This window comes from Leifsonia sp. 466MF, from assembly GCF_900100265.1.
GTDB lineage: Bacteria > Actinomycetota > Actinomycetes > Actinomycetales > Microbacteriaceae > Leifsonia.
In genome coordinates this window covers 2,808,789-2,824,498 of sequence record NZ_LT629696.1, presented here as the reverse complement: position 1 = coordinate 2,824,498, position 15,710 = coordinate 2,808,789, and the positions used below count along the sequence as shown (strand labels likewise).

Sequence of the window (15,710 nt, the reverse complement as noted above, 5' to 3'; positions counted from 1 at the left end):
CCTGAGTTTTTCGCCCTTTTCGGTCGATCTGGGCGGAAAAACTCAGGAGCTGTTGGCTTGACGGTGGGGGCAGGGGGTCAGACGAGGAGTTGGTGCTTGGCGAGGTCGCGGTAGAGCGGCGTGGTCTCGACGAGCTCGGAGTGCGTGCCGCTGCCGATGACGCGACCGTGGTCGAGCACCACGATCTGGTCGGAGTCGACCACGGTGGACAGCCGGTGCGCGATCACAAGAAGCGTGCGGTCCTCCGCCACGGCGTCGATCGCCTCCCTCATGAGCTGCTCGTTGCGCCCGTCGAGGCTCGACGTCGACTCGTCGAGAAGCAGGACGGGCGGAGCGGCCAGCAGAGCACGGGCGATCGCGAGACGCTGCCGCTCGCCGCCGGAGAGCATGATGCCGTCCTCGCCGACAGGTGCGCCGAGGCCGAGCTCGCTGCGCTCCAGAACCTCGGTCAGGTTGACGGCGTGCAGGACGTCGATGCACTCCTGGTCGGTCGCGTCCGGCGCCGCCAGCGTCAGGTTGTCGCGCAGCGAGCCGGCCAGCACGGGCGCATCCTGCTCGACATAGCCGATCTGGGAGCGCAGGGAGACGCGGTCGAGGGTGCGCACGTCCATCCCGCCGAAGCGCACCTCGCCCGCCTGCGGGTCGTAGAACCGCTCGACCAGCGCGAGGATGGTCGACTTGCCCGCACCGGACGGCCCGACCAGGGCCGTCCGCTTGCCGCGCGGGACGCGGAAGCTGACGCCCTGCAGCACTCCGCCGTGCCGATGCGTCCCCTCGTCCGAGCCGGCTCCGGCCGCGGCCTCCGCCTCGGCGACGACGTCCGCTCCGGTCAGCGCTTCGAACGCGAGTCGCTCCGGTGTCGGCTGCTCGGGCGTCTGCTGCCGGCCGCCGCCGCTGGCCGGGCGGGACCCATCCGCCGTATCCTCCGGCGCGGTGCCCTCCGGGTACGCGAACCGCACATCCACGAACTCGATCGCGGGCGCCTCCGGGGCAAGCGCCTCGTTCGCGGCGCCGACGGTCAGGGCCAGCGGAGCGATCTCGCGGTCGTGCTGGTCCTCGGTCGGCAGGTCGAGGATCTCCTGGATGCGGCCCAGCGCCCCGAGCGCCGAGTTGACCGCCGCGATGGCGCCGAACGCCTGTCCGAGCGGCAGGATCATCATGAAGAGGAACAGGATGAACGCGACCAGGTTCGCGACCGTGATGGCTCCGCTGGCGACGCGGAACCCGCCGACGCCGAGCACGACCAGGAACGACACCTGCATCGCGATGCCGGCGACGGGGACGACGAGTGCCGAGATCTTCGCGACCCGGATGCCCATCCGCCAGGCTCCGGTAGCGTCCTCGTCCACCGTCGCGATCTCGCGCTCGGTGGCGTTGGAGGCCCGGATGGTCCGCACCGAGCTGATCGCGCGCTCGACCGCGGCGGCCAGGTCGCCGACCTTGTTCTGCGCCTTCTGGCTCGCGACGCGGATGCGGCCGGAGAGCAGCACGACGACGACGATCGAGACCGCGACGACGAGCACGGTCAGCCCGAGCAGCACCGGGTCGATGATGAGCATCGCGATCAGGGCGCCGATGAAGGTGAGCGCCCCGCCGATCGCCTCGACCAGGCCCTGCGTCAGGACGGCACGCAGCAGCGTGGTGTCCGACCCAACCCGGGAGACCAGATCGCCCGTGCGCCGGGTGTCGAACTCGCTGATCGGCAGCCGCAGCAGCCGCCCGACGAGCTTGCGCCGAGACGACAGCACGACGCCTTCTCCGGTGCGCTGCAGCAGATAGTGCTGGTACCCCGAGATGATCCCGGAGATCACCACGAGGGCGATGAGCCCCCAGACCAGGCCGCCGAGCGGCTCCTGCTTCCCGACCACCTCGATGACCTGGCTGACCAGGAGCGGCTGCGCGAGGCTCGCCGCGGCGCCGAGGATGCTGAGCACGATGACGAAGGCGAGGACGCGCTTGTGCTCCAGCAGGTACGGGAGCAGCTGCGAGAACCGCGCGCGGGGGCCGGCGTCGTCGGTGGGCCGCCCGAAGCCGCGACGGCGGCGGGCGGGGGCTGACGTGGTGGACATGACGGTGTCTCCGTTCGGGGGAGGAGGAGGGGCGTCGGGATCGTTGCTTTGCGCTAACTCCGACCGTACTTCTTGTGAACTGCCTGTTTGCTGACACCGAGGGCGAGCGCGATCAGCTGCCAGGTCGCGTTGGCGTTCCGGGCGCGCCGCACGGCGACCGCTTCGAGGCGGTCGAGCTCGCGGTGCATCTTCGCGATAGCCCGGAGGGCGACGATCGGGTCGTCGGAGTCGGCGTCGCCGGCGAGGGTCTGCAGTGTTCCGGAGTCCATGGCGTCAACCATAGTTGACCCCACGTGCAACGTCAACCTGGATTGACTTTCGCCACCCCCTCCGAATGTCCGCGGTCGCGGCTACAGTGCTGAACTATGCCAACGCCCGTCATCGCCGCCCGAGACCTGGTCAAGAAGTACAAGGACTTCCCGGCCGTCGACGGCATCAGCTTCGAGGTGGAGCCGGGGGAGTCGTTCGGGCTCCTCGGGCCGAACGGCGCGGGCAAGTCCACCACGATGCGGATGATCGGCGCGGTCTCCACCCGCACCGCCGGCTCGCTGAGCATCCTCGGTCTCGATCCCGACACGTACGGGCCGGAGATCCGATCACAGCTCGGCGTCGTGCCGCAGGCGGACAACCTCGACACCGAGCTCCGCGTGCGCGACAACCTGATCGTCTACGGGCGCTACTTCGGCCTGCCGTCCTCCCGCGTGCGCGCTCGGGCGGACGAGCTCCTCGCCTTCGCCCAGCTCGAGGACAAGGCCAAGGCGAAGGTCGACGACCTCTCGGGCGGGATGAAGCGCCGACTCACCATCGCCCGCGCGCTCATCAACGACCCGCGCATCCTGCTTCTCGACGAGCCGACGACCGGCCTCGACCCGCAGGCGCGCCACATCCTCTGGGACCGCCTGTTCCGCCTCAAGGAGCAGGGCACGACGCTGGTGCTGACGACCCACTACATGGATGAGGCCGAGCAGCTCTGCGACCGCCTGGTCGTGGTCGACAAGGGCACCATCATGGCGGAGGGTTCTCCGGCGGCCCTCATCCGCGAGTACTCGACCCGCGAGGTGCTCGAGGTCCGTTTCGGCTCGGAGCGCAATGCGGAGGTCGCGGAGCGGCTGGACGGCATCGGCGACCGCATCGAGGTGCTGCCCGACCGCATCCTCGTCTACAGCGACGACGGCGAGGCCGAGCTGGTCCGCATCGCCGAGCGCGGCCTGCACCCGCTGACGAGCCTGGTGCGGCGGTCGAGCCTCGAGGACGTCTTCCTCCGGCTCACCGGACGGAGCCTGATCGAATGAGCGTGGCAGTCGGCCCCGCCGGCGGAGCGGCCGGCGACCCCGGCCCCGAGACTCGCGCCGAGGCGCGGGAGGCGCTCGCCGCTGCCGCACGGCCACGGCGCTTCGGCGCCTGGTACGTGGCCGAGCACCGCTTCCGGGTGATGCGCTCGTACCTGCAGACCGTGCTGGTCACCGGGTTCGGCAACCCGCTGCTCTATCTTCTCGCGATGGGCCTCGGGCTCGGCTCCCTGGTCAGCGCCAACATGGGCCCGAACGCCGTGGACGGCGTGAGCTACCTCGCGTTCGTCGCCCCTGCGCTCCTCTGCACGGCGGCGGTCACCGTGGCGAGCGAGGAGTTCACCTACCCGATCATGCTCGGGTTCAAGTGGAACCCGACCTTCTATGGCATCAACGCCTCGCCGATCTCGCCCGGCCAGATCATCGACGGCGTCGTCATCGCCGTCGTCGCCCGCATCCTGGGCACGAGCGCCATCTACTTCGCGTTCATGGTGCTGTTCGGCGCGGTCCCGAGCCCGTGGGGCTGGGTCAGCATCCTGGTCGGCACCCTCGGAGGCCTCGCCTTCGGTGCGCCGATCATGGCGTACGTGGCGACGCTAGAGCAGGACACCGGCCAGATCGCCATGCTGATGCGGTTCGTGCTGCTGCCGATGAGCCTGTTCTCCGGGACGTTCTTCCCGCTGTCCTCCATGCCGTGGTTCCTCCAGTGGATCGGGTGGATCTCACCGCTCTGGCACTCCACCGAGTTGAGCCGCGTGTTCACCTACGGCATGAGCGAGCCGCTCTGGCTGTCGGTCGTCCACGTCGTGTACCTCGCTGCGCTCTTCGTCGCCTTCTGGCTGTGGAGCCGCCGCATCGCCGCGAGGAGGTTGAACAAGTGACCGCGACCGACCAGCGTCTCGCCGCCTCCACCGCACGCCCGCGGGCGATGCGTGCGCTGTACGCCGGCAACGCCCGCTCCGTGATGCAGCGCGGCTGGTCGGCGACGCGCAGCACCAACTGGCTGGTGATCGTGTCGGGCTTCTTCGAGCCGATCTTCTACCTGCTCTCGCTCGGGATCGGCTTCGGAGCGCTCGTCGGCGACGTGCAGACGTCGTCCGGTCAGACGGTCCCGTACGCGGCCTTCATCGCTCCGGCGCTGCTCGCGACCGCCGCGATGAACGGCGCCGTGTACGACTCCACCTGGAACGTCTTCTTCAAGATGCACTTCGCGAAGCTGTACGAGGGGATGCTGGCCACCTCGCTCGGGCCGCTCGACGTCGCGCTGGGCGAGATCCTGCTGGCCCTCCTGCGCGGTGCGCTGTACGCGCTCGGCTTCATGCTGGTGATGCAGGCGCTCGGACTCAACCTGTCGTGGTGGGCGCTGCTCGCGCTGCCCGCGGTGCTGCTCATCGCGTTCGGCTTCGCGAGCTTCGGGATGGGCATCACCAGTTACATGAAGACGTTCCAGCAGATGGACTGGATCAACTTCATCCTGCTGCCCATGTTCCTGCTGTCGGCGACCTTCTACCCGATCACCGTGTACCCCGAGCCGATCCAGGTGATCATCAAGGCGCTCCCACTGTGGCACGGCGTCGAGCTGGTCCGTGGTCTCACCACGGGCATGGTCGACTGGGGGATGCTCTGGCACGTCCTGTACTTCCTGGTCATGATCGTGCTCGGCCTGATCCTGACCACCCGCCGCCTGCGCGCTCTCTTCCTCGACTGAAACGGCGAGAGCCGCCGAGCGGTGACTCGATCGCGCGGCTGGCGGCGACGGGAATATCACCCTCACCTTGATTGACGGCGATTTTACCGTCACGACTCTTGACGGGAATTTGGACGTCATCTAGGCTGAAGGGAAAAATACCGTCACGGAGGTCGCAATGTCGCTGGTAGCGCGGATCGACTCACCCGAATCCCTCGGCCGAGCAATCGAGCAGGCCAGGCTGCTGCGCGGCCTCTCTCAGCGCGAACTGGCACGGATGCTGGGCACGGACCAGAAGTATGTGTGGGAACTCGAGAACGGCAAGTCGACGGTCGCGATTCAGCGCTTGCTCCGGGCGTCTGACATTCTCGGCGTCACGCTCCTCGCCGAGCTCGACGAGAAAGGCGCCGATCAGTGAGCGAGCGCCTGCTGGCTGTCGAGTTGTACGGGATGAGGCTCGGCACGGTGAAGGGAGACGATCGGCGGTTCGATTTCGAGCCGGAGCGCGATGCGATCGAGGCGTTCGGACTCGGCTCGACCGTGCTGTCCGAGTCCGTCCCCCTGAATGTGGTGACGCGACCAGCCGGGTGGAAGCGGCGGCAGAACTACTTCATCGAGCTCCTTCCGGAAGGCGAGCAACGCGAGTGGCTTGCGACAGAGGCCGGGCTGAGGCCGTGGCAGCATCTCTCGCTCCTTACTGAATACGGTCGCGACGTCGCAGGGGCGGTGCAGCTCTGGGACCTCGACGATCCAGGAGAGCCGCGAACGCCTCGGCTTCGACCGCTTGATGATTCGGGAGTGGCTGAGGTCCTGCGGAATCGGCGCGCGATGCCGCTGGGCAACGTCCCACACCGCGGCAAGTCAAGCCTTGTGGGTGTGCAGCCGAAGGTCGTCCTGGCCCGGGTTGGGGGAACCTGGAACGGCGTGGAAGACGGCTATCCGTCGACCCACATTCTGAAGCCCGTTCCCGAGGGTCATCCTGCACTGATCTTCAATGAGGAGTACGGGTCACGCATCGCTCGATCGCTCGGACTCCTCGACTACGAGGTCGTCGTGAGCGACTTCGCGGGGGAGCCCGCGCTCGTCATCGAGCGCTACGACCGTGACCCCGCTCTGCCCGACGGCCGGTTGCATCAGGAGGACATGAGTCAGGCGCTGGGCGCGCAAGGCAATGAGAAGTATCAACGGTTCGGGGGAAAGGTGACCTTGCGGCGGATCGCCCAGGTCTTCTCCTCCCGCGGGGACGCCGACTCGCTCGCTCGTCTAGCGCGCCACGTGGCCCTTTCCGTCGCCACCGGCAACCTTGATGCACACGCCAAGAATGTGAGCATGATCCATCGGCCGGATGGGCGGGTGACGTTGGCGCCGGCGTATGACATCGTCCCGCAGGCGCATGAGAGTAACGATGGCGAGATGGCCCTCGCCGTCAACGACCGATACGTCCACGCTGCGATCACCGCGGACGACCTGATTTCCGAGGTGAAGGGTTGGGGAGCGATCGACGCTCGCGCGATCGTGTTGGATGCTCTCGACAGGGTGGCGCACGCTGTCGAGACGCTGGAGCCCCACCCACACGCCCATCGGGGGGTCGCCGAGGACGTCGCGGGATTCACCCGCAACCTCCTTCGCGGCGATCCCGCCGGACGGGCTGTCTCAGCGGCCAGCCGATGAGAGCGCGTCAGCTCACGTTGTCGGTGAAGTCGATGTCGCGCGTCTCCTTCGAGAGCAGGAGGGCGATCAGCGTCAGCACACCGGCGAGCGACAGGTAGACGCCGACCCAGAATGTGCTGCCGTCCGCGAGCGTCCACAGCCACACCGCGATGGTCGGTGCGACGGCCGCGCCGAGCACGCTGGACAGGTTGTAGGAGATCGCCGAACCGGTGTAGCGGACGTTCGTCGGGAACAGCTCCGGCAGCTCCGCGCCCATCGGCCCGAAGGTGAGTCCCATCAGCGTGAAGCCGATGATGAGGAGCGCCATCGTGCCGACCGTGCCGCCCGCGAACAGCGGGACGAACAGCAGACCGAACACGATGATCCCCAGGGTGACCCAGATCAGCGTCTTGCGGCGGCCGAAGCGCTCGGCGAGCGGACCGGCGACCAGCGTGAAGATGCCGAAGAACACGACACCGATGATGAGCATGACGAGGAAGTCGTTGCGGCTGTAGCCGAGGCCGGGCACGAAGGTCGACGGGTCGAAGGGCTTTCCGGCCTTCTCCGCCGCGGCCTGCGCCTGCTGGGCGGACGCGGCCGTGGTGCCGTAGGTCAGCGTGAACGCCGTCATCAGGTAGAAGAGCACGTACGTGGCCAGCATGATGAAGGTGCCGAGCACGATCTGCCACCAGCTGGTGCGGAAGACGCGGGCGAGCGGCAGCTTGGCGACCTCGCCGGTGTCGACGACCTTCTGGAACGCCGGGGTCTCGACGAGCTTCAGCCGGACGTAGAGGCCGACGATGACGAGCACGGCGCTCAGCAGGAACGGGATGCGCCAGCCCCAGGCGGCGAAGGCGTCGGGGGAGATCGTCAGGCTGAGGATGAGGAACAGCACGTTCGCGACGATGAAGCCGATGGGAGCGCCGAGCTGCGGGAACGTCCCGTAGATGGCGCGCTTGCCGGCCGGGGCGTTCTCGGTGGCGAGCAGCGCGGCGCCGCTCCACTCACCGCCCAGGCCGAGGCCCTGGCAGAACCGCATCACGACGAGGAGGAACGGCGCCCAGAACTCCCAGCCCGGCACCTGCGCGGTCGGCAGGCACCCGATGAGCACCGTGGCGATGCCCATGGTGAGTAGCGAGCCGACGAGGGTGCCCTTGCGGCCGATCCTGTCGCCGAAGTGGCCGAAGAGAATGGAGCCGACCGGCCGTGCGATGAAGGCGACACCGAACACGGCGAACGACGACAGCAGGGCGGTCGTCGGGTTCTGGTTGGTGAAGAAGAGGGAGGGGAACACCAGGACGGCGGCGGTCGCATAGACGTAGAAGTCGTAGAACTCGATCGACGTGCCGATGAGGCTGGCGAGGATGACGCGTCCGCGGGTGTTCGCGGGCGCCGGGGTGGTGACGGGGGCCGTCGTAGACATGCGTGTGGAGAGCTTCCGGTGAAGGCGAGAGAGGCCGCATGGCGTGCGCGGCGTCGGTCGGGCGGAAGGCGCGCGTGGGCGGGAGGTCGGAAAGCGCTTGTGGCGCACCTCCTACCCTATGCGGCCTCACGCGAGCCCGCCGAATCGGTGTGCTCGGTACGCTGAGGGCATGGAAACACTGTTCGCTGTGCTGCACGTCGTGACCGCCGTGTTCATCGTCGGCCCGATGGCCATCCTTCCCATGACGGCGATGCGCGCTGTCCGCGCGGGCGACGCCCGCCAGGTCGAGACGCTCGCGAAGTCGACCAACCTGCTGTCGCTGCTCTCCCTGCTGGTCGTACTGTTCGGCTTCGGCGTCATGGGTCTGGCGGACAAGAAGTACGACCTCAGCGTGACGACGCCGTGGATCCTGTGGTCGATCATCCTCTACGTCGTCGCCCTGGGTCTGACGCTGTTCGTCGTCGTGCCGGCCATGCGCCGCGCCGCCGAGGCGCTGCGGGACGGCACCGCGTCCCGGTACCCGCAGATCGCCGCGGGGTCGGGGGTCGCGAGCCTGCTGCTTCTCGCGGTGGTCGTGCTCATGGTCTGGAAGCCGTAGTCGCATCCGATCGCTGCGCGCTCCGCTCTTGACGCGGGGCGCGCATTCTTCTACTCTCTTATTCAACAGAAACATTGATAAACGAAACGGTTGATCATGCAGGATGGGGACGGTCTCGACCGGGCGTTCGCCGCTCTGGCGGATCCGGTGCGCCGGGCGATCGTCGCCCGCCTCAGCCGGGGTCCGGCGACGGTGAACGAGCTCGCGGAGCCGTTCGATATCACCCTGCAGGCGGTGTCGCGGCACATCGCCGTGCTCGAGGCGGCCGGCCTGGTCTCGCGAACGCGCGAGGCCCAGCGTCGCCCCGTCCACCTCGACGCCGCAGCGCTCGAGCGCCTCACCTCCTGGATCGACCGCTATCGCCTCGAGGCGGAGTCGCGTTACCGCCGCCTCGACGCCGTCCTCACCCATCAGCAGACCAGCAGCACCCCCAACAGGGAGAAGAGATCATGAGCAACCCCGTCGTCATCGAAGCCGTACCGGGCACGTCATACGCCGACCTCACCCGGGAGTTCGACGCTCCCGCACAGGCCGTCTTCCGCGCCCACGCCGATCGCGAGTCCTTCGCCGAGTGGATCGGCCCGCGCAGCCTCAGCACCACCATCACCGAGTGGGACTTCCGCACCGGCGGCGCGTACGCCTACGAGCAGCGCGACACGGACGGATCCGTCTACGCGTTCCGCGGCGTGTTCCACAGCGTCGTCGAGAACGAGCTGATCATCCAGACGTTCGAGTACGTCGGGATGCCGGACGAGGTGGCGCTCGAGCGCATGCGCTTCGAGCAGCTGCCGGACGGCCGTTCCCGCCTGTCCGCCCGGTCGGTCATGAGCTCGCGCGAAGCGCTCGAGAGCATGATCGAGAACGGGATGGAGTACGGCGTCCGCGAGGGATACGAGAAGCTCGACGAACTGCTGCTCCGGCGCCGCGCGTAAGCCGCGGAACGGCAGAAGGGACGCGACATGAGCACGACCTATCTCCACGCGGTGGCGTCGCTCGACGGCTTCATCGCCGACGATCACGACGACGTCGGACCGCTCCACGACTGGTACTTCAACGGCGACCATCCGCTCGAGGTGGAGGACCATCCCGAAGTGCACAGCGGCCCGTTCCGGGTCTCTGCCGCCTCGGTCGACTACGTGAGCGGGATGTGGTCGCGGCAGGGCGCGCTCGTCATCGGCCGCCGGCTCTTCGACCTCACGAACGGATGGGAGGGGCACCCGCCCGCGAGCGAGCACGTGGTGGTCGTATCCCACCGTCCGAAGCCGGACGGCTGGCATCCCGAGGCGTCGTACCATTTCGTCGACTCGGTGGACGGCGCGGTGGCGCTCGCGCAGGAGCTCGCCGGCGACGGCGAGGTCGGCGTCACCGCCGGCGACATCGGCGGCCAGGCCCTCGCGCTCGGTCTCATCGACTACGTCGCGATGGATCTGGTGCCCGCCGTCTTCGGCAGCGGCAAGCGCTACTTCGGCTCGTTCCCGGGCGGACCGCTCGTGCTCGACGATCCGGACATCGTGATCCCGGGGGAGCGTGTGCTGCACCTGCGCTACCCGGTGCGCCGCGGACCCGCGTCGCAGAACACCCACCAGGAGGCATCATGACTACAGCCGACCCGACCGCCAATCCGACCGCCAATCCCACCCCGCCCGTGCCCGCCGGCGCGATGATGCTCGAACTGGTGATGCTGCCGGTCTCGGATATCGACCGCTCCCTCGAGTTCTACCGCGACCACGTCGGCTTCACACTGGATGTGGATGTGCGCCCGGCGGAGGGCGTCCGCGTCGTCCAGCTGACGCCGCCGGGTTCCTACTGCTCGGTCACGATGACGAGCGGGATCGGGCAGGCGCCGTCGGAGCCCGGCTCCGTGCGCGGACTGCATCTGGTCGTCGCCGACATCGAGGCGGCCCGTGCGGCGCTCGTCGAGCGCGGCGTCGATGTGTCGCCGGTCCAGGACATGGGCGGAGTGTTCTACGCCTGGTTCGCCGACCCCGACGGAAACACGTGGGCGCTCCAGCACATGCCCTGGCGGGCATAGACCGGAGCGCCCAGGCGCTTCGTCGTCTCGTGCGTGATCAGCCGCGCAGCGAGCGGAGGGCGATGGCCGTCGCGAGAGCTGCGTGAGCGGCCTCGGCGCCCTTGTCCTCCTTGGAGTCCTCGAAGCCGGCGCGGTCGATGCCCTGGGCCTCGTCATCGAGAGTCAGCACGCCGAACCCGACCGGCTTCCCGGTGTCGATGGCGACCCGGGTGAGGCCGTCGGTCGCGGCGGCCGACACGTACTCGAAGTGCGGGGTGCCGCCGCGGATGATCACGCCGAGCGCGACCACCGCATCCGCCCCCGCCTCCAGCGCGGCCTTGCTGACGACGGGCAGCTCGAAGCTGCCGGGAACCCGGACGAGCGTGTGGGTCGCGCCCGACGCATCCAGGGTCCGCTTCGCGCCGGCGATGAGGCCTTCGCTGATCGTCTCGTGCCAGCTGCCGGCGACGACGACGACGTTCAGGCCGCTCCCGTCGATCCGCTCCTCGGCGTTCGGGGCTCCCGCTCCGCTCATCGTGCAGTCCTCTCCGCCGCGAGTCCCGCGGCCGTCTCGGTGGTCGTGGACACCGGATCGATGTCCCCGATCGCGTGACCCATGCGGTCGCGCTTGGTCTCCAGATACCCCTCGTTGAAGGCGCCGACGCCGACGACGAGCGGAACGCGCTCCTCGACCTCGATGCCGTGCTCCTCCAGCTGGCGCACCTTCTCCGGGTTGTTGGTCAGCAGGCGCACCGACTCGATGCCGAGATCCTGCAGGATGGCCGTGGCCGCCCCGTAGTCCCGGGCGTCGATCGGAAGGCCGAGGGCGAGGTTGGCGTCGAGCGTGTCGAGCCCCTCCTCCTGCAGCTTGTACGCGCGCAGCTTGTTGATGAGGCCGATGCCGCGGCCTTCGTGTCCGCGCAGGTAGACGACGACGCCGCCCTCCCGCTGGATGGTGTCGAGCGCCGCGTCGAGCTGCGGACCGCACTCGCACTTCAGCGAGCCGAACGCCTCACCGGTCAGGCACTCGGAGTGGACGCGGATGAGCGTGCCCTCGCGCTGCGGGTTGCCCGCCACGATGGCGACATGGTCGGCGCCCGTCATGCGGTCGCGGTAGGCGCGCATCCGGAACGGCCCGTGCGTCGTCGGCACGGTCGTCTCGACCTCGAAGATCACGCGGGAGGTCTCGGGGATGGGCGTCACCGTCTCCAGGGGCTGGTCGCAGTGGAACTCCTGCAGGTAGGCGATCAGCGACTCGATCGTGACGACGAGCACGCCCTCGCGCCGGCCCAGTTCGATGAGACCGGGGAGGCGCATCATCTCGCCGTCGTCGGCGACGATCTCGGCGATGGCGCCGACCGGCGTCATCCCGGCGAGCTTGAGCAGGTCGACCGCTGCCTCGGTGTGTCCGTCGCGTTCGCGGACGCCGCCCTCCACCGCACGGAGCGGCAGGATGTGGCCCGGCCGGTGCAGGCTCGATGGCGTCGAGTCCAGGTCGGCGAGCACGCGGAGGGTGTGCGCGCGGTCGGCGGCGCTGATGCCGGTGGAGAGGCGGTCCGCCGCATCCACGCTGACCGTGTAGTTGGTACCGCGGGCGTCCTCGTTGTGGGCGACCATCACGGGCAGCTCGAGGCGGTCCGCGATCTCGTTCGTCATCGGCGCGCAGATGAACCCCGAGGAGTTCTTCACGGTCCAGGCGATCCACTCCTGGCTCGCCAGCTCGGCGGCGAGGACGACGTCGCCCTCGTTCTCGCGGCTCTCGTTGTCGACGACGATGACGGGTCGGCCGGCGCGCAGCTCCGCGAGGGCCTCGGGGATGGTGGCCAGGCTCATGATGCGCTCCGTTCGCTCAGTGCCGGTTCGAGCGCGAGCATGCGCTCCACATGACGGGCCAGGATGTCCGTCTCGATGTTGACCCTGTCGCCCACGACCCGGTCGCCGAGGGTCGTCGCGGCCAGCGTCTCGGGGATCAGCGAGACCTCGAACCAGCCGTCCTCGCGTCCGCCGCCCACGGCGCTGACCGTGAGGGAGACGCCGTCGATCGCGATCGATCCCTTGCGCGCGACCAGCGGCGCGTGCTCGGGGTCGAGGCTCAGCCGCACGACGCGCCAGGCGCTGCCGTCGGTGATCGCCAGCACGGTCGCCGTGCCGTCGATGTGACCCTGGACGATGTGGCCGCCCAGACGGTCGCCGACCTTCGCCGCGCGCTCCAGGTTGACGCGGCGGCCGGGCTGGACGCCGTCCAGCGTGCTGATCGCGAGGGTCTCGGCCATCACATCCGCCGTGAACGTCTCTGCGTCCTTGTCGATGACGGTCAGGCAGACACCGCTGACCGAGATGGAGTCGCCGTGCCGGGCATCGCTGACGGCCAGCGGGCCGCGCACGGTGACGCGGGCGGCGTCCTCGGTGTGCTCGACGGCGGTGATCTCGCCCAGCTCTTCGATGATTCCGGTGAACATGATCGTCAGCCCTCCTGGCCGGTGGGGATCGGGGGTGTGGGGAAGATGTCGGCGCCGGCCACATCGACGGGATCGTCGATGGGTGCGGCAGTGCGGGGTGCGCCGTCGGGGACGGGGACGGCTCGGATGAGCAGGTCGCCGCCGAGGCGCTCGACGTCGATCACGCGCAGGCGGCGCTGGTCGGCGATGGTCTTGACACCGAGGTCGCCGAGGGCCACCCGCGGGCCGCCGAGGAGCGTGGGCGCGAGATAGATCGCGTACTCGTCGACGAGGCCGGCGGCGACGAACGCGCTCGCCAGTGTCGGACCGCCCTCGACGTAGACGCGCCGGAAGCCGCGCTGGTGCAGATCGGCGACCACCTCGTCCAGGTCGTGCGTTCCCTCGAAGATGACCGGGTTGGGGTGGCGGAACACCGCCGCGTCCTTCGGGATGGCGCGGGTGCCCACCACGACCGGCGTCGGCTGGGCGCCCATCAGCTCTCCCGCGTCGCCCCGCGCCGTGAGGCTCGGGTCGTCGGCGAGCACCGTCCCGGTGCCGACGACGATGGCGTCGGACGCCTCCCGCTGCTCGTGCACGCGCTGCCGGGCCGCTGCGCCGGTGATCCACTTGCTGGTGCCGTCGGCCGCAGCGGCGCGGCCGTCGAGGCTGCTCGCCCACTTGACGACGATGTACGGCCGGCCGAGGCGGGCGGCGGTGAGCCAGTCGCCCAGGAAGGAGTCGATCTCGTCGCGCAGCACACCGCCGATGACCTCGACGCCGGCCTCGCGGAGGCGCTGGGCGCCGCCGCTGGAGTGGTGACCCGGGTCGTCGGTGCCGTAGACGACGCGGGCCACGCCCGCCTCGATGAGTGCCTCGGAGCACGGGCCGGTGTGGCCCCAGTGGTTGCACGGCTCGAGCGTGACGACGGCCGTCGCCCCGCGGGCGCCGCCGTCGGGCAGCTGGCTCAGCGCATCCACCTCGGCGTGCGCGGTGCCGACGCCGCGGTGCCAGCCCTCGGCGAGCACGTGGCCCTCCGCGTCGAGGATCACGCAGCCGACCCGGGGGTTGACGCCCCGGGCGGGACCGTTCGCGGCGAGCTCGAGAGCCGTGCGCATGGGGGCTTCCCACGTCATCCCGTTGCCATCCTGTCTCGTGTCGAGACGTGTCGCCGGGGTCGCGTGGGCGCCAGCCCATGCGGGCTGCCCACCGTGCTTCCTCCCATCCGGACTGAGCGAGCGGGCTTTCGCCTGCACGCATTACCGTCGGTGCCGGAATTCCACCGGCTCAGCAGGACGCCTGGGCGTCCCGCTCGCGGACTGTCACCGCCGGTTCGGACTTTCACCGACCCCGGAGCACGTATTTCGTTGTCGAGTCTAGATCAACGCGCCGTCGCGCCGTCTATTCCCTGGTCGGTGCGACGCCGCGTTACGCGGCGGCGACGGCGGTCGGCTCGCCCGCCGGCTCCACCTGCGCGGGCTGCGTCAGCTGCACGAGCGCCCGTGCCGTCCCCTCGTCGACGATCAGGTCGGTGATGAGCCCGGCGGCGAGGGCGCCACGGAGGCTGTGCACCTTGGACGGGCCGGAGACGATGCAGACCCGGCGCGGCACGCGCTTGATCAGGTCGATGTCCGGGCCGCTCGCCCGTTCGTTCAGCGGGATGCCGTGGTGGCTGCCGTCCTCGCGGAAGAAGACGGTCGCGACGTCGCCGACCACACCGGACTCGTCGAGCGACGCGTAGTCGGCCTGGTCGAGGTAGCCGCCGGCATAGACGTGCGAGCGGACCTCCGAGAACGGGGATCCGAGACCGAAGAGGGCGACATCCATGCGCTCCTGGATGTCGAGGATGCGCCGGGTGCTGCGCTCGCGCCACATGGCGGTCTTGGTCTGCGGGTCGTCGAACAGGGCGGGCACCGGGAACTCCTGGATGGTGCCCGAATACGTGTCGCCGAACCGGCGCAGGATCTCGGACGCGTACAGCACACCGGTCGTGTAGGTGTTGCCGGCGCCGTTGAGCTGCACGAACTCGACGTTGTGCAGCTCCTTCGGGATGAGGTGCCTGCTCAGGGCGCTCATGGTCGAGCCCCACGCGACCCCCACGGTCTGGTTGGAGTCGATGAACCTGTCGAGAATTCGTGCAGCAGAGATGGCGACGCGCTCCAGGCGGTCGACGTCGCTGATGGCGCTCGGCATGGGGACGATGTGGGCCGCGATGCCGAACCGGTCGTGGATCGCCTGCTGGATGCGGCTCGCACCTTCGTGCGGCTCGGCGATCTGGATGGTGACGAGTCCGGACGAGCGGGCGTAGCTGAGCAGCCGGGAAACGCTGGAGCGCGAGGTGTGCATCTCGTGCGCGATCGCTTCCATCGTGAGGTCCTGCATGTAGTACAGGTGGCCCGCCTTGAGGGCGTCGCGGACCTTGTCGGGCAGGTGCTCGGTGTCGGGCTGGGGCATTCGGGGCCTCTTTCTCCTCCGGCACGTTCTCTTCAAGCGGATCGGGGTGTGTGCACGTATGTGCATCCAGCTTGATCGAAGTTGTGCCGCCACG

The 15,710-nt window shown here is 69.2% G+C and carries 18 protein-coding genes and 1 riboswitch; of the genes, 10 read left to right on the top strand and 8 right to left on the bottom strand.

Annotated elements, in window-relative coordinates; all coding sequences use genetic code 11:
- Window positions 1-77: 77 nt before the first annotated feature.
- Entirely contained in the window at window positions 78-2,069 is a 1,992-nt protein-coding gene (locus BLR91_RS13495; protein WP_089874725.1) for an ABC transporter ATP-binding protein, read from the bottom strand.
- 53 nt (window positions 2,070-2,122) lie between these two features.
- Entirely contained in the window at window positions 2,123-2,338 is a 216-nt protein-coding gene (locus BLR91_RS13490) for a hypothetical protein (RefSeq protein ID WP_018189973.1), read from the bottom strand.
- A 96-nt stretch (window positions 2,339-2,434) separates the two neighbouring features.
- On the opposite strand from BLR91_RS13490, the gene BLR91_RS13485 reads away from it, so the two are divergent.
- The 5 genes from BLR91_RS13485 to BLR91_RS13465 all read left to right on the top strand — a co-directional run bounded on the left by BLR91_RS13485 (window position 2,435) and on the right by BLR91_RS13465 (window position 6,716).
- Complete coding sequence (locus BLR91_RS13485; protein ID WP_018189974.1) at window positions 2,435-3,361, top strand: ABC transporter ATP-binding protein; 927 nt, start codon at window positions 2,435-2,437, stop codon at window positions 3,359-3,361.
- Window positions 3,358-4,239 carry an ABC transporter permease gene (locus BLR91_RS13480; RefSeq protein WP_018189975.1) on the top strand — a complete coding sequence of 294 codons (882 nt, stop codon included), beginning with the start codon at window positions 3,358-3,360 and terminating at the stop codon, window positions 4,237-4,239. The genes BLR91_RS13485 and BLR91_RS13480 overlap by 4 nt, the downstream gene beginning before the upstream one ends.
- A gap of 47 nt (window positions 4,240-4,286) precedes the next feature.
- A complete protein-coding gene (locus tag BLR91_RS13475) occupies window positions 4,287-5,066 on the top strand; it encodes an ABC transporter permease (protein WP_172823277.1) in 780 nt (259 codons plus the stop codon).
- A 157-nt stretch (window positions 5,067-5,223) separates the two neighbouring features.
- Entirely contained in the window at window positions 5,224-5,463 is a 240-nt protein-coding gene (locus BLR91_RS13470) for a helix-turn-helix domain-containing protein (protein ID WP_089874726.1), read from the top strand.
- Complete coding sequence (locus BLR91_RS13465; RefSeq protein ID WP_231918917.1) at window positions 5,460-6,716, top strand: type II toxin-antitoxin system HipA family toxin; 1,257 nt, start codon at window positions 5,460-5,462, stop codon at window positions 6,714-6,716. The genes BLR91_RS13470 and BLR91_RS13465 overlap by 4 nt, the downstream gene beginning before the upstream one ends.
- 7 nt (window positions 6,717-6,723) lie before the next feature.
- Here BLR91_RS13465 and BLR91_RS13460 read toward each other — a convergent pair whose 3' ends face one another.
- Entirely contained in the window at window positions 6,724-8,118 is a 1,395-nt protein-coding gene (locus tag BLR91_RS13460; protein WP_089874728.1) for an MFS transporter, read from the bottom strand.
- Window positions 8,119-8,287: 169 nt separating this feature from the next.
- Between BLR91_RS13460 and BLR91_RS13455 the strand changes: the two genes are divergently transcribed.
- The 5 genes from BLR91_RS13455 to BLR91_RS13435 all read left to right on the top strand — a co-directional run bounded on the left by BLR91_RS13455 (window position 8,288) and on the right by BLR91_RS13435 (window position 10,748).
- Window positions 8,288-8,716, top strand: a complete 429-nt coding sequence (locus tag BLR91_RS13455; protein ID WP_089874731.1) for a DUF2269 family protein — start codon at window positions 8,288-8,290, stop codon at window positions 8,714-8,716.
- A 96-nt stretch (window positions 8,717-8,812) separates the two neighbouring features.
- Complete coding sequence (locus tag BLR91_RS13450; RefSeq protein WP_089881377.1) at window positions 8,813-9,169, top strand: ArsR/SmtB family transcription factor; 357 nt, start codon at window positions 8,813-8,815, stop codon at window positions 9,167-9,169.
- Window positions 9,166-9,648, top strand: coding sequence for an SRPBCC family protein (locus BLR91_RS13445; protein WP_089874733.1), 483 nt, complete (start codon window positions 9,166-9,168; stop codon window positions 9,646-9,648). Before BLR91_RS13450 ends, BLR91_RS13445 begins: the two co-directional genes overlap by 4 nt.
- 27 nt (window positions 9,649-9,675) lie before the next feature.
- Entirely contained in the window at window positions 9,676-10,314 is a 639-nt protein-coding gene (locus BLR91_RS13440) for a dihydrofolate reductase family protein (RefSeq protein WP_089874735.1), read from the top strand.
- Entirely contained in the window at window positions 10,311-10,748 is a 438-nt protein-coding gene (locus tag BLR91_RS13435) for a VOC family protein (protein WP_020075468.1), read from the top strand. Before BLR91_RS13440 ends, BLR91_RS13435 begins: the two co-directional genes overlap by 4 nt.
- Window positions 10,749-10,785: 37 nt before the next feature.
- On the opposite strand, the gene ribH is transcribed toward BLR91_RS13435, so the two are convergent.
- The 5 genes from ribH to BLR91_RS13410 all read right to left on the bottom strand — a co-directional run bounded on the left by ribH (window position 10,786) and on the right by BLR91_RS13410 (window position 15,616).
- Window positions 10,786-11,262 carry a 6,7-dimethyl-8-ribityllumazine synthase gene (gene ribH / locus BLR91_RS13430; RefSeq protein WP_089874737.1) on the bottom strand — a complete coding sequence of 159 codons (477 nt, stop codon included), beginning with the start codon at window positions 11,260-11,262 and terminating at the stop codon, window positions 10,786-10,788.
- Window positions 11,259-12,560: a bifunctional 3,4-dihydroxy-2-butanone-4-phosphate synthase/GTP cyclohydrolase II gene (locus tag BLR91_RS13425; protein WP_018189984.1), complete on the bottom strand. Its 1,302-nt coding sequence runs from the start codon at window positions 12,558-12,560 to the stop codon at window positions 11,259-11,261. The genes ribH and BLR91_RS13425 overlap by 4 nt, the downstream gene beginning before the upstream one ends.
- Window positions 12,557-13,186 (bottom strand): riboflavin synthase, encoded by a 630-nt coding sequence (locus BLR91_RS13420; RefSeq protein ID WP_089874739.1) that lies wholly within the window; start codon window positions 13,184-13,186, stop codon window positions 12,557-12,559. The genes BLR91_RS13425 and BLR91_RS13420 overlap by 4 nt, the downstream gene beginning before the upstream one ends.
- A gap of 5 nt (window positions 13,187-13,191) precedes the next feature.
- Entirely contained in the window at window positions 13,192-14,280 is a 1,089-nt protein-coding gene (gene ribD / locus BLR91_RS13415) for a bifunctional diaminohydroxyphosphoribosylaminopyrimidine deaminase/5-amino-6-(5-phosphoribosylamino)uracil reductase RibD (protein ID WP_231918916.1), read from the bottom strand.
- 90 nt (window positions 14,281-14,370) lie between these two features.
- Window positions 14,371-14,524: riboswitch (FMN riboswitch) on the bottom strand.
- Between the two features lie 66 nt (window positions 14,525-14,590).
- Entirely contained in the window at window positions 14,591-15,616 is a 1,026-nt protein-coding gene (locus tag BLR91_RS13410) for a sugar-binding transcriptional regulator (protein ID WP_089874743.1), read from the bottom strand.
- Between the last annotated feature and the right edge of the window lie 94 nt (window positions 15,617-15,710).